Annotated in this window: 12 protein-coding genes; 6 read left to right on the forward strand and 6 right to left on the reverse strand. The window is 72.3% G+C overall.

Annotated features, from left to right (window positions below):
* Window positions 1–13: 13 nt before the first annotated feature.
* The 3 genes from ACIOEW_RS24615 (at window position 14) to ACIOEW_RS24625 (ending at window position 4,390) form a co-directional block, all read left to right on the forward strand.
* Window positions 14–280, forward strand: a complete 267-nt coding sequence (locus ACIOEW_RS24615; protein ID WP_350990672.1) for a hypothetical protein — start codon at window positions 14–16, stop codon at window positions 278–280.
* Between the two features lie 86 nt (window positions 281–366).
* A complete protein-coding gene (locus tag ACIOEW_RS24620) occupies window positions 367–3,024 on the forward strand; it encodes a PQQ-binding-like beta-propeller repeat protein (RefSeq protein WP_401965953.1) in 2,658 nt (885 codons plus the stop codon).
* 169 nt (window positions 3,025–3,193) lie between these two features.
* Window positions 3,194–4,390 carry a C40 family peptidase gene (locus tag ACIOEW_RS24625; RefSeq protein WP_401965956.1) on the forward strand — a complete coding sequence of 399 codons (1,197 nt, stop codon included), beginning with the start codon at window positions 3,194–3,196 and terminating at the stop codon, window positions 4,388–4,390.
* Window positions 4,391–4,560: 170 nt separating this feature from the next.
* Here ACIOEW_RS24625 and ACIOEW_RS24630 read toward each other — a convergent pair whose 3' ends face one another.
* The 5 genes from ACIOEW_RS24630 to ACIOEW_RS24650 are packed head-to-tail and all read right to left on the reverse strand — an operon-like array spanning window position 4,561 to window position 10,327.
* The gene (locus ACIOEW_RS24630) at window positions 4,561–5,802 is read right to left on the reverse strand and encodes a styrene monooxygenase/indole monooxygenase family protein (RefSeq protein ID WP_401965958.1); all 1,242 of its coding nucleotides are present in this window, start codon (window positions 5,800–5,802) and stop codon (window positions 4,561–4,563) included.
* Between the two features lie 23 nt (window positions 5,803–5,825).
* Window positions 5,826–6,476, reverse strand: coding sequence for an ATP/GTP-binding protein (locus ACIOEW_RS24635; protein WP_362545128.1), 651 nt, complete (start codon window positions 6,474–6,476; stop codon window positions 5,826–5,828).
* A complete protein-coding gene (locus ACIOEW_RS24640; protein ID WP_350990661.1) occupies window positions 6,457–6,870 on the reverse strand; it encodes a DUF742 domain-containing protein in 414 nt (137 codons plus the stop codon). Before ACIOEW_RS24640 ends, ACIOEW_RS24635 begins: the two co-directional genes overlap by 20 nt.
* Complete coding sequence (locus tag ACIOEW_RS24645; RefSeq protein ID WP_362545131.1) at window positions 6,867–7,346, reverse strand: roadblock/LC7 domain-containing protein; 480 nt, start codon at window positions 7,344–7,346, stop codon at window positions 6,867–6,869. The genes ACIOEW_RS24640 and ACIOEW_RS24645 overlap by 4 nt, the downstream gene beginning before the upstream one ends.
* Entirely contained in the window at window positions 7,343–10,327 is a 2,985-nt protein-coding gene (locus tag ACIOEW_RS24650) for a nitrate- and nitrite sensing domain-containing protein (protein ID WP_401966175.1), read from the reverse strand. The genes ACIOEW_RS24645 and ACIOEW_RS24650 overlap by 4 nt, the downstream gene beginning before the upstream one ends.
* On the opposite strand from ACIOEW_RS24650, the gene ACIOEW_RS24655 reads away from it, so the two are divergent.
* Together ACIOEW_RS24655 and ACIOEW_RS24660 are read left to right on the forward strand one after the other, a co-directional pair.
* Window positions 10,242–10,418: a hypothetical protein gene (locus ACIOEW_RS24655; RefSeq protein WP_401966189.1), complete on the forward strand. Its 177-nt coding sequence runs from the start codon at window positions 10,242–10,244 to the stop codon at window positions 10,416–10,418. The genes ACIOEW_RS24650 and ACIOEW_RS24655 overlap by 86 nt on opposite strands.
* A 273-nt stretch (window positions 10,419–10,691) precedes the next feature.
* On the forward strand, window positions 10,692–11,477 hold the full coding sequence (locus tag ACIOEW_RS24660; protein ID WP_362545137.1) for a protein phosphatase 2C domain-containing protein: 786 nt from the start codon (window positions 10,692–10,694) through the stop codon (window positions 11,475–11,477).
* Between the two features lie 93 nt (window positions 11,478–11,570).
* Here ACIOEW_RS24660 and ACIOEW_RS24665 read toward each other — a convergent pair whose 3' ends face one another.
* Complete coding sequence (locus tag ACIOEW_RS24665) at window positions 11,571–12,068, reverse strand: MarR family winged helix-turn-helix transcriptional regulator (RefSeq protein WP_401965963.1); 498 nt, start codon at window positions 12,066–12,068, stop codon at window positions 11,571–11,573.
* Between the two features lie 224 nt (window positions 12,069–12,292).
* Here ACIOEW_RS24665 and ACIOEW_RS24670 point away from each other — a divergent pair, with 224 nt between their 5' ends.
* The gene (locus tag ACIOEW_RS24670; protein WP_362545143.1) at window positions 12,293–13,138 is read left to right on the forward strand and encodes a lysozyme; all 846 of its coding nucleotides are present in this window, start codon (window positions 12,293–12,295) and stop codon (window positions 13,136–13,138) included.
* Window positions 13,139–13,155: the final 17 nt, after the last annotated feature.

The following is a 13,155-nucleotide window of genomic DNA, read 5'->3' on the forward strand; positions in this document are numbered from 1 at the left end:
TCAGACTGGGGCGGTGAGAAGTGAGAACACGCCCTTCACCGGCGGACCGCTGGACGGGCGCGTCCTGCCCGTCCTCGTCGGTGCGACCGGCCACCCGCCCAAGTGGTACGAGGTCCCGGTCCCGGACGCCGACGGCGGACCGGCCACCGTGTACGCGTACCGCAGGGTCCCGGCAGGACACACCAGACGGCTGGGGATCCAGCGGGGCTGGGTGTACGAGTACGCACCCGGCGGCCGCGAGCGCCACAGCCCCAAGTGGCCCTGGTCAAAGCCCGGGTGACACATTTGGGGCGGAATGGGGCCGGGGCTGCCGGTCGGTCTAAGATCGACGGTCTGGTCCGAAGGACGGTCACAAGGGGGTGCGCCATGGAGGCGCTGCGTCAGGACGATCCACGCCGCTTCGGCCCGTACACCGTGCTGGTGCGGTTCCGTGAGACGGCCGCCGCGGTGCAGTACCTCGCGCACGGCCCGGCTCCGGAGGACCTCGTCGTGATCACCGCGGCCCGGCCGGAACTGGCCGCGCTGCCCGCCTTCCGGCGGCGGTTCCAGGCGGAGACGCGCACCGCCGACCGGCTGGCCGGCGGCTGGGTGGCGGCGCGGCTCGACACCTCCGACGACGGGTCCGAGGACGACGACCGGCTGTGGACCGCGTCGGCGTACGTGCCGGCGCTGACGCTCGCCGAGGCGATCGACACCGCCGGGCCGCTCCCCGAGCGTGCCGTCCGGATACTGGGCGCGGGCATCGCCGAGACGCTTTCCCGGGTCCATGCGACGGGGGCCGTGCTGCAGGGTCTCGCGCCCAGGACTGTGCTGCTGGCCGAGGACGGGCCGCGGCTCACCGCGTTCGGCCCGCTGGGCGCGGCGGCCGACGCGGAGGCGCGACCGGGCGGCCAGCTCTCCGTACGGCTCGGCTATCTGACCCCGGAGCAGGTCGCCGGCCAGGAGGCCGGGCCGGCCTCCGATCTCTTCGTGCTGGGCCTGCTGCTCGCGTACGCGGCGACGGGAAGCACCCCGCTGGCCGACGGCCCTGCCGCCGAGGCTGCCGACCGGATCGCGCACACCGACCCCCAGCTGGACGCCGTGCCGGACGAGTTGCGGGACCTGGTCGCACGCTGCCTGGCGAAGGACCCGGCCGACCGTCCGACCGCGGGCGCAGTGGCGGCGGAGCTGGCGCTGGAGGGCGCGGCCGGGCTGGCCAAGGGCGGCTGGCTGCCCGCACCGCTGACGGCTGCCGTGGCCACGCAGGGCGCCCGGGTAAGGAAGCTGGAAGGCGCGCCGCCCGCCGCCGGCGAGGCGGGGGCCACGGTGACGCACGCCCCGGATGTACAGGACGCCGTCCCCGCCGCGACCGGGGACACGCCCGCCGCGTTGCTCACCCCCGACATCCAGGACGCGGTGCTCACCCCCGACATCCAGGACGCCGTCCCACCCGCCGCCGGCGAGAACACGGCGCAGGCCCCCACGCCTGCGCCCGCCCCGCTCCCGCCCGGCCGAGACACCCGGACCGCGCAGCTCGGGGTCATCGACCCCCAGGCCCCGCGGCCGGACCGCGTGACCACCCAGCTCTCCCTGCCGCACGAGCTGCCCGGGCACCCGGCTGCCATCCCCGCTGCGGCCCCCATGACCCCGCACGCACTGCCCGCCCCCGGACCTGCGGCGCCCTTCCCCTCCGCCACTCCCCCGGCCGCCACGAGGCCCGCCGGCGTCGACCGCCGGACCCTGCTGATCGGGGCCGCCGCCGGAGCCGCCGGCCTCCTCGCCGGGGGCGGCGGCGTGCTCGCGCTCGGGTCCGGTGACGATGCCGAGCCCACGGACGACGCCAAGCCGGCACCGAGCCCCAGCCGGCCGGTCGTCGCCGGGCTGCCTCCGCGGCCGCGCTGGGTCTACACCCACCCGGCGGCCGAACCGGCCCCCCTCACCGCCGCCCTCTGGAACGAACGGCTGCTGGTACTGACCGACGAGACCCACGCGTCCGCCGTCGATCTGGCCACCGGGCGCCGGGCCTGGGAGAGCCCCGACGCCGCCAAGGGCCAAGCCGCCCTGCCGGCCGGCAAGGAGTTCTGCTTCGTCGCCGGACCGTCCGAGTTCCTGTGGCTGTCCGCGAAGGACGGCCGGGTGGCCCACCGGGTGGCGTACGCCGACGGTTTCGAGGGCGCTCCGCACCTGTCGCCTCCGGCCATCGTCGGCTCCTCCGGTCCGAACCTCTGGTTCACCGGCTCGCACGAGGTGACCGTGAAGGCCCCAAAGCCCAAGAAGGGCAAGAAGCGCGGCAAGGACAAGAAGGTCGTCACGTCGTATCTGTTCGGGTACGACATCGAGCAGCGCAAGGAGCTGTGGCGGACGCCCGTGCCCACCGGTCGCGGCCCGGCCGCACCGGTGTACCACCTGACGGCGGTCCGGCCCGACGCCGTCGTCGTACGCCAGGACCGGCTGACGCTCACCCCCGCCGAGGTGAAGGCCGCCAAGGGCAAGGCCCACTTCCGCAGCTTCGACCGGACGACCGGGAAGCTCCAGTGGACCAAGGCCTTCGGCACGGTGGCCCCCGACGCGGCGGCCACGGGAGACGCGGACGGGGTGCTGTACGCGGCGGTCGGCGACGATCTGCGGGCGTTCGAGACACCCGGCGGCAAGCCGAAGTGGACGCTCAACGGCACGCCGGAATCCGTCTTCGGGGCCTCGGCCGAGGCCGGTGCCCTGCTGCACACCACCAACCGGAACCAAGAAGTGGGCGTGGTCGACCGGGAGACCGGGAAGCTGCGCTGGCGGCGGTCCACGGAGGCGGTGGCCGACGGATCGGCTCCCGCGGTCGCGGTCAGCGGATCGGGCGGCACACTGCTCGCGGCGGGCCCCGGGCAGGTCACCGCGTTCGCGGCGGCCGACGGGCGGCGGCTCTGGAAGTTCCAGGACATCGGGGCCCAGGACCCGAAGGGAGCGAAGGTCACCGCTTCCTACCAGGTTCTGGCCTACGCGAAGACCGCTGTCGTCCGGCGCGACCGGGTGGTCTACGCGTTCCCGGTCGACTGACCGGTCCGGCGGGGCCGTCCCACGGGGCCGTCCCGCCGCCTTCCGGGGGAATCGGCCCACCGCCACGCCCGGAGGTCCTTGCGTCACCTGACGGTGAGTGAGCGTATGGAGGAATTGTGCTCACTCATGGGGTAGTCGCACGATTCACCCCGTTTCCGGAGGTGGTGTCGTGTCGGGCAAGCTCCTGCGATCCCTCGGCGCGGCGGCGCTCGCCGCCGTCGTCGTGACCGCGCCGGCCGTGGCCGTAGCGGCCCCCTCACCGAGCCCCTCGCCGGGCCCTACGCCGGGCCCCGAAGACCCCGCCGCCCCGGCCGCCGGCCCCGAAGCGGCGCCGGGCGGCGTCGCCGGGCTGCTGAACGAACTCCAGCGGCTGTACCAGCAGACCGAGGAGGCCACCGAGACCTACAACGGGACGGCGGCCGAGCTGAAGAAGCGGACCGCGGAGGCGAAGAAGCTGGACTCCGCGCTCGTCACCGCCCGGCTCTCGCTGTCCCGCAGCCGCGACGCCGCCGGGCGGCTGGCCCGTGAGCAGTACCAGGGCCGCTCCGACCTCTCCGCGTACCTGCGGCTGCTGCTGATGCGCGATCCCGAGTACGCCCTGGACCAGGGCCAGGTCGTCCAGCGGCTGGCCGCCGGGCGGGTGGCGACCATGCAGCGGCTCGGCGGCGCCGAGAAGCGTGCCGCCGAGCTGGCGAAGCAGTCCCGGAAGGTGCTGGACAGACAACAGGTCCTGACGGCACAGAAGAAGAAGGCCCGCGACACGGTCCAGTCGCGGCTGAAGCAGGTCGAGGTGCTGCTCGCCACGCTCTCCGCGGACCAGCTCGCCGCACTCTCCCGCCTCGAACAGGACAGCATGGACAAGGCCCAGGACGCACTGGTCGCCTCCGGCGCGCTGTCCTCGTTCCGGCCGGCGACCGCAGAGGGCGGCGAGGCGGTCCGGTACGCGATCGAGCAGATCGGCAAGCCGTACGTGTGGGGTGCGGAGGGGCCGGGCTCGTTCGACTGCTCCGGCCTCACCTCACAGGCCTGGGCGAGCGCCGGACGCACCATTCCCCGGACCTCGCAGGAGCAGTGGCAGCAACTGCGGAAGGTGCCGCTGAACGCCCTGCGCCCCGGCGATCTGGTGGTCTACTTCCCGAAGGCGACGCACGTGGCGCTGTACATCGGCAACGGTCTGGTGGTGCAGGCGCCGCGCCCCGGCTCGCTGGTCAAGGTCTCCCCCGTGGCGTCGAATCCACTGCTGGGCGCTGTCCGGCCCGATCCGGAGAGCACGCCGCTGACCACCTACAAGCCGCCGGAGCTTCCTGAGGGGGCCTCCCAGGGCTCCGACGAGGGGTACGGCGGCACCTCGGCGCCCACCGACTAGCGCCCACCGACTAGTGCCTGCCGACGGTCCCTGCCATTGGTGCCTGCCGATTGGTGCCCGCCGGGCAGTGCCCGCCGGTAGCGCTTGCCTCGAACGCATCGGCCGGGCCGGGCGCGCCGGAGAACCGACGGCGCCCGGCCCGGCCGGTGCGTTCAGGGGGTGCGGGGCGGTCAGGCGGCGGGACCCGCGACCGAGGCGAGGTAGGCGTTCGCCTTCTCGGGCTCGAAGAAGAAGTTGTCGAAGTCCGCCGGGTCGTTGAACCCGTTGGCGAAGCGGTCGGCGACGGGCTGGAACTGGCCGCCGGCGCCGATCAGGTTCAGCACGTGCTCCGGCGGGGCGCCGAGCATCGCGTTCGTCCACTTCGTGACGTGCTGGGCGGTCTCCCAGTAGCGGTCGAACGTGGACTGCATCCACGCCGCGTCGAACTCCCCGTCGCCGTGCTCGATGATCGAGTCCAGGTAGGCGTTCGCACACTTGGAGGCCGAGTTGGAGCCCTGGCCGGTGATCGGGTCGTTGGCGACGACCACGTCCGCCACACCGAGCACCAGGCCGCCGCCGGGGAGCCGGCCGATCGGCTTGCGGACGGTCGGGGCGTAACGGCCCGCCAGGGTGCCGTTGGCGTCGGTCAGTTCGACCTTGGTGGCGCGCGCGTACTCCCACGGGGTGAACTTCTCCATGAGCTCCAGCGTCTTGGCGAGGTGCTCCGAGGGGTCCTTGATGCCCTGGAAGGCGTCGAGCGGGCCGCCCGGGACGCCCTCCCAGAACAGGATGTCGGCGCGGCCCGACGTGGTCAGGGTCGGCATCACGAAGAGCTCGCCGACGCCCGGGACCAGGTTGCAGCGGACCGCGTCGAAGTCGGGGTGCTCCGGGCGCGGGCCCATGCCGTGGACGTACGCGACGGCCAGGGCACGCTGCGGGGCGTCGAACGGCGAACGGGACGCGTCCCGGCCGAACATGGAGACCAGCTCGCCCTTGCCTGCCGAGACCATCACCAGGTCGTAGGTGCGGGAGAAGTAGTCCAGGTCCGAGACGGCCGCGCCGTGGATGACGAGCTGTCCGCCGCGCTGGGCGAAGGTGTCCATCCAGCCGGCCATCTTCACGCGCTGGTCCACGGACTGGGCGAAGCCGTCCAGCTTGCCGACCCAGTCGATGGCGCGCGAGGAGTCGGGCGCGGCGACCGAGACGCCGAGGCCCTCGATGCGCGGGGCCTGGGACTCCCAGAAGTTGAGCTGGTAGTCGCGCTCGTGCTGAAGCGCCGTGTGGAACATGCACTGCGTCGACATGACCCGGCCGGAGCGGATCTCGTCGGCCGTGCGGTTGGACATGAGGGTGACTTCGTAGCCTCTGGACTGCAGTCCGAGGGCGAGCTGGAGCCCGGACTGACCGGCTCCGACTATGAGTATCTTCCGCATCGCGGTTTCTCCGTTGTGTGTAGCTATGCCGGGGTGGCGTCGAGAGCGTGGCCCACCAGGGCCAACAGCGACTCGACGACGGTGATCCTGTTACGCGCGTCCATGATCACAACAGGCACGTGCGGGGGGACGGTCAGGGCCTCCCGGACATCTTCGGCCTCGAACCCGGGTGTTCCCTCGAAGTGGTTGACGGCCACGATGTACGGCAGCCCGCAGCTCTCGAAGTAGTCGAGCGCGGGGAAGCAGTCGGCGAGCCGGCGGGTGTCGGCCATCACGACCGCGCCGATCGCGCCGCGCACCAGGTCGTCCCACATGAACCAGAAGCGCTGCTGGCCCGGTGTGCCGAAGACGTACAGCACCAGGTCGTCGTCGAGCGTGAGGCGGCCGAAGTCCATGGCTACGGTCGTGGTGACCTTGTCGGGCGTCGCGCTGAGATCGTCGGTCTCCTCACTGGCCTGGGTCATCAACGCTTCGGTCTTCAGCGGGGTGATCTCGGAGACCGAGCCCACGAAGGTGGTCTTGCCCACGCCGAAGCCGCCCGCGACCACTATCTTCGTGGCGATCGGGGCCCTGGTGTGATCGAGCTGCCAGGCCTGCAGCGATTCATCGGCCTGGTCCTTCGGCCCCGGCTGACGCGGGGCGAACAGCGGCGACTCAGAGACGACGGAGTCCATTGAGCACCCTTTCGAGCAGTGCGCGGTCGGGCTGGCCGGTGCCGTGACCGGTTCCGTACACGCGGATCTTTCCCTGGTCGGCCAAGTCGCTGAGCAGCACTCTGACCACGCCGAGCGGCATCTTCAGCAGCGCCGAGATCTCCGCGACGGTACGCATCCGGCGGCAGATCTCGACGATGGCCTGGAGCTCGGGCATGACGCGCGAGGCCAGGTTTCCGTTGGTCAGTTCGCGTCGCTCGTCGGGGGCTTCGAGCGCGGCGACGAAGGTCTCGACGAGCAGCACGTGGCCGAAGCGGGTACGGCCGCCGGTGAGCGAGTACGGGCGCACCCGCGCGGGCCGTTTGTCGGCTCCGCGCACGGGGAGCCTGCGGGCGGGTTCAGCAGCGGGGGTCACTGGGCGCTCTCCATCGATTTGCGCAGCTCACTGCGGAGTTCGGGGGTGAGTACGTGTCCGGCACGGCCGACGAAGAGCGCCATGTGGTAGGCGATGACGCTCATGTCGCAGTCGGGTGTGGCGTGCACACCCAGCAGCGAGCCGTCGCTGATCGACATGACGAAGACGCTGCCTTCGTCCATGGCGACCATGGTCTGCTTGACGCCGCCGCCGTCCATCAGCTTCGCGGCGCCGACGGTGAGGCTGCCGATGCCGGAGACGATGGTCGCCAGATCGGCGCTGGAGCCGCGGGGGCCGTCCTGCCGGCCGGTCACCTGGGCGTTCTGGTGTCCAAGGTCGGAGGAGAGCAGCATGAGTCCGTCGGACGAGACGACGGTGACCGAGTGGACCCCTGGCACCTCCTCCACCAGATTGCTCAGCAACCAGTGAAGGTTCCGGGCCTCGGTACTCAGCCCGAATGTGCTGGGCGCAGTCAACTGCGTGCCTCCTCGACTGTGTCCCCCGTCTCCCCGGTTCGGCCATCGGTACGGCCTGCCGGCTCACTGTGCTCGGTACGTGTGGTGCCCGCGGCCGGGGCCGTGGTCTCGGCGATCTCCGCCTCGACGTCCCGGCGGCCGTTCTTCGCGCCCTGGTGGAAGCCGCCGAGCCGACGGCGCAGGGCCTCCTTGTCCACACTGCCCGTGCGCTCGGGGGCGGGGGCCGCCGCGGGCTTGACGACCTTGGGGGTGCGCTTGGGCAGCCCCTTCTCGGTGATCCGCTCGGGCTCGGGACGACGCGGTCCCGGCAGCGCGTCGGCCACGGGGGTCGCGACGGGGGCGGGGGCCGGCTCAGGGGCGGGCTCGGGGGCCGGGGGGCTGAGCGCCGGGCCGCTCCGCGGCTGCGCGCCCTCGTCGGCGGTGCGCTCGTGGCGGTCGGGGCCGATGGCGTACGGGCCGGCGGCGGGCGCGGGCTCCGGGCCGTCCCCGAAGGCGGGGGCGTGCGTGAACTCGGGCAGGTCCTCGAACTCGGGCACCCGCGGGAGCCGGACCTGCATCGTGGTCTCGGCCTCGGACTCCGCGGGCAGCACGGGCTCGGGGTGCGGCGTGGGCTGCGCCGCCTGCGGGGCCTCGGGCTCATGGGCGACCGGGGGTGCGTGGTCGGGGGCGGCGAGGGCCCCGGCCTCCGGGCCGGGCCCGGGAACGGCTGCCGGGCCGGCCTCGGCGATGGTCTGCTCGGCGGCCGCGATCAGCGGGTCTCCGGGCAGCGCGAGGGTGCGGCGCGGCAGAGCGTTGGAGTTGGCCTCGGCGACCGATCCGGGGAGGTTCAGCGTGGGCGCGTCCCCGAGGGCCGTGACCGGCGGCGGGGTCGCGGCCGGGGGCGCCTTCGGGAGCAGCGCCTGGGGCAGCACGACGACCGCGGTCACCCCGTTGCCCTTCTGCTCGCGCAGCTGGACCCGTACGCCGTGGCGCGCGGCCAGCAGCGAGGTCACCTGGAGACCGAGGCCGGCCCCGTCCGCACTCTGCTCCCCCGCCTCGAAGAGCGACGGGTCACCGAGGCGGGTGTTGAGCTCGCCCATCCGTACGGACGACATGCCGATGCCCTCGTCCTGCACGGAGAGCATCACCTCACCGGTCTCCAGCAGCCAGCCGGAGAGCTGGACATGGGAGTCGGGCGGGGAGAACGAGGTGGCGTTCTCCAGGAGTTCGGCGACGAGATGGCTGAGGTCGTCGGCGGCGAACCCGGCGATCTGGGCGTGCGGCGGCAGGGACTGGATGGTGACCCGCTCGTACCGCTCGATCTCGCTGACCGCGGCGCGCAACACGTCGACCAGCGGGATCGGCCCCGCGTGCCCGTGGCCGTGCTCGGCGCCCGCGAGGACCAGCATGTTCTCGCTGTGGCGGCGCATGACGGTGGCCATGTGGTCGAGCTTGAACAGCGTGCTGAGCCGCTCCGGGTCCTGCTCGCGCTCCTCCAGGGACTCGATGACGCCGAGCTGGCGTTCGACGAGACCGAGGGTGCGCAGCGAGAGGTTGACGAAGGTGTGGTGGACGGTGTTCTTCAGCTTCTCCAGCTGGGCCGCCAGATCGGCGGTGTGGACCTGGAGTTCGGCGCGCTGGAGGGTGAGGGCCTCGCGGCCGGCGATCAGTTCGCCGCGCTCGCTCTCCAGCTTCTCGAACCGTCCGTTGAAGTCGTGGAGCAGTCCGTGCAGCCGGCCGTGCAGGGCGTTGATGGACCGGACGACCTGTGCGAACTCGTCGTTGCGGCCGGTGTAGCGGACCGGTTCGGCCGTCTCGGGTTCCGCGGCGAGGCGGCCGGCGCCGATCCGCAGGACGGCGAGCGGCTGGGTGAGGGTGCGGGCCACGGCGGTGGAGACACCGACGGCGATGAGCAGACAGCCACCGAGCAGCGCGATCCGCAGTTCGAGCGCGGTGACGTCGTCGTCGCGCAGCTGTCCCAGCCGCTGCACCTGGGCGGTGCCGAGGGCGGACTCGACGCCCCGCATCCGGTCGATCCGGGCGGAGAGTGCCGCCTGGAGCTTCTTGCTGCTGACCTTCTGGTCGGCCTCGGAGAGCTCGGGGCGGTCGGTGAGTCCGGCGAGGTACTTCTCCGCGCTGTTGACCTCGGGGCCGGTGACGGTGGTGGCCAGCTTGTCGCGGGCGGTGGCACCGGCGGCCTGGTCGAAGTCGGCGAGGGCGGAGAGTTCGCCGACCCGGTACTGCTGGGCGGCGCCGCTCAGCTCGTCGCGGGTGCGGTCCTCCTTGGTCTCGCCCTCGTCCTGGGTCTGGACGGGCAGGCCGGTGAAGGGGTCGATCTGCGGGGCGGCCGGTTCCTTGCGGGGGACGGCCAGCGCGGCGAGCAGCAGCCCACGGGTGGCGGAGGCCTGCTCGGTGGCCCGGCCGAGCGCGACCGGGGCACGGACCGCCTCGGCGGCGCGCGGCGGGGTCCTGTCCGCGAGCTCGTCGGAGAGGTCGTGGAGCTTGGAGATGACCTCGGTGTACGCCTGGTGGGCCTCCAGCGCGGTGCCCTTGCCACCGATGGCGTCGCGGCGCAGGGAGGGGATGGTGGAGAGGTCTCGGCGCAGAACGGCGGAGGCCGCGTCCCGGATCTCGTCCACCTGCTGGTCGACACGGGCGCTGCGGCTTCCCGCGGCACCGCTCGTCGAGCCCGGCTTGCCCTCCCGGCCGCCCGCGATGAAGGCGGTGACCTCGTCGCGCTCGTCGGCGAGAGAGTGCGCGAGCGCGATGGCCTGCTGGTTCAGTTCCGCGAGGGTGACCAGCCGCTGCGACTCGGTCAGGTCGGAGGAAGCACTCAGGCACGCGGGCGCTCCCGCGGCTATGACAGTGATCCCGACGACCGCGACGCCCGCGACGAGCCGGCTGCGGACGCGCACGGTGCGCCCGCTCTCAGCCGACGCCGGAGGCGCCACCTCGGAACTGCTGTGCTTGCTGCCCTTGCTCCGAGGCCGCTTCTTCTGCACCGGTGCTCGCAATCTCGACTCGTCCGCCCTTGAAGCAGAGGTGACGCTCGGTCACGTGAACGAGCGCCCCGACCCCTGGTACGGCTTCTGACCATTCCAGTGCATTTGAGAAGGGGGCGCGCATCAACCGCTCCGCCACTCGAACGAGTGAACATCACTCCGGAGTTGGCGAACAAGTCTCCCCCCGGGCCCCCGACGGCACACCTGGGCATCCGGCTGGATCTTCGGGGCAGGCTTTGGCAGGATGCCCGCCCGCACACTTCCCGGAGCGATTCCTTCCGCTCCACTTGCCTGCCTGACCTGCTGGTACGGGCCAATCCCCGGTCCGTGCAGGCTCCGTGAAGGCATCGTGCAGACTGGCTGAATGCGCATCGAACTCGCCACCGCCGCCGGCCTCGCCGGACGTCCGAACGAGGACTGGGCGGCCACCGTCCTCCCCGCCTCCGGCCAGGGTGGGGGGCTCGTGCTGCTCGACGGGGTGACCCCGCCGCGGGGTGACGCCGGTTGTGCGCACTCGGTCCCCTGGTTCACCGCCCGACTGGGCGGCTCCCTGGTCGAACTGTCCGGTTCGCGGCGGGATCTGACCCTGCGGGAGATCCTCGCGGAGTCCATCCGGCGCACCGCCGACGCACACCGTTCCCGGTGTGACCTTTCTCACGTGCGTACGCCACAGGCGACCGTGGTCGTGGTGCGTTGGGACGAGACGGAGATCGAGCACCTGGTGCTGTCCGACTCGGTGCTGCTGTTCGAGTCGCCCGACGGCACCGTCCGCGCCCTGCTGGACGACCGCCTCGACCGGCTCCCGCCGGGCTCCCTCGCCTCCGAGGCGATCGCCGACGCACAGGTACGGAACAAGGAGGGCGGCTTCTTCACCGCCGCCGCCGACCCGGCCGTGGCGGACCGCGCGGTCACCGGGCGGACGCCGCGCGCCGAGGTGCGGGCGCTCGCCGCGATGACGGACGGGGCGAGCCGATGGACGGAGATGTTCGGCGAGGGCGACTGGGCCGCCTGCCTCGGGGTGCTCCACAAGGAGGGCCCCCAGGGACTGATCGACCGGGTCCGGACCCTGGAGGACGCGGACACGGACCGTACGCACCTGCGGCGGAGCAAGTTGCACGACGATGCGACGGCGGTCTACGCACAACTGTGAACCGCCCGCGCACGCCCGGCGCGCGACGGCCCGCCCGCCTCGGGGGCTGCCGGGCCGTGTCCGACGGCCGATCCGTGGCCGTCCGACAGCCTCTCAGCCCTCGGCGCGGGCGTTCAGCTGGTGCAGCAGCCGGGCCAGCTCCGCCACCTCGGCACGGTCCCAGTCGGCGAGCTTGCGCACATAGCGGTCGCGGCGCGCGTCCCTGACACTGCGGAAGCGGTCGAGTCCCTCGTCCGTGAGGTGGACGAGGAAGGCCCGCCCGTCCGCCGGGTCGGGCTCGCGCGCCACCAGTCCGAGGGCTTCCAGGGCGCGCAGTTGACGGCTCATGGTGGCCTTGCCGACGCCGAAGTACGAGGCGAGGTCGGTGGCCCGCTGGCGGCCGGCCGATTCCAGGCGCACGAAGAGTCCGTAGGCCGCCGCCTCCAGTTCGGGGTGCACCTCGCGGGCCATCTCACCGGAGTTGGCCCGGGCACGACGCAGGAAGACCGCCAACTCCAGCTCCAGGGCAAGAAATTCGTGGTCCACACCATTTCCTGCGGTTGCGCCGGGTTCACTCCCGCTTTCGCTCCCGTGCACGTCAACACCCCTCATGAGCTTTCCCGCCACTGAAAGTTTCTTTCGCCGCCGGTCATCGCCGCAGCTCCACCAGTATTTCGCAGGAGTAGACCAACGGCACCGCCCAGGCCCTCTTCCGCCACCCGGGTCTACGTGCGTAGCGTCATGCATGGCATGTTCACACCATGGCATGCCACCAGGGGTGCGTCCGCCGCGCCCCGGGTCAGCAGATCCCCCCACCGAGGCCTCGGAGGCACGCAATGCCCGTGCACAGATCCGGCTCCAAGACAGTCCGTCGCTCGCGCTTCGCAGCGGCGGGAACACTGCTCGCAGCTCTCTCCCTCCTCGTCGCCCTGCCCGGCGCCGCCGGCGCCGCCCCCACCGCCGGAGACCCCACGAAGCCCGCCCGGGGCACGGCCACGATGGGCATGGGTGTCGTCGCGCACGACGGCCAGGGCGGACTGCCCACCACCCGCGCCGTGCAGACCGAAGGCGTGGACGTGAGCGGCCACCAGAACGCCGTGGCCTGGTCGACGCTCTGGAACAGCGGCGTCAAGTGGGCCTACGTCAAGGCCTCGGAGGGCACGTACTACACGAACGAGGACTTCGCCCAGCAGTACAACGGCTCGTACAACGTCGGGATGATCCGCGGCTCGTACCACTTCGCCACCCCGGACACCACGAGCGGCGCCGTCCAGGCCAACTACTTCGTGGACCACGGCGGCGGCTGGTCGAAGGACGGCAAGACGCTGCCGGGCGTGCTCGACATCGAGTGGAATCCGTACGGCGCGCAGTGCTACGGCAAGACCGCGGCCGGAATGGTCTCCTGGATCCGTGACTTCGTGAACACCTACAAGGCGCGCACCGGGCGCGACGCGGTCATCTACACCGCGACCAGCTGGTGGCAGGCCTGCACCGGCAACAACGCCGGCTTCGCCGCGACGAACCCGCTCTGGGTGGCCCGCTACAACACCACGGTCGGAACGCTCCCGGCCGGCTGGGGCTTCTACACGATCTGGCAGTACACCTCGTCCGGCCCGACGGTGGGCGACCACAACCACTTCAACGGCGCCCTCGACCGCGTACAGGCACTGGCCAACGGCTAGCCACTTCGCCGCCGGCA

It is taken from the genome of Streptomyces sp. NPDC087901 (genome assembly GCF_044742205.1).
Lineage (GTDB): Bacteria > Actinomycetota > Actinomycetes > Streptomycetales > Streptomycetaceae > Streptomyces.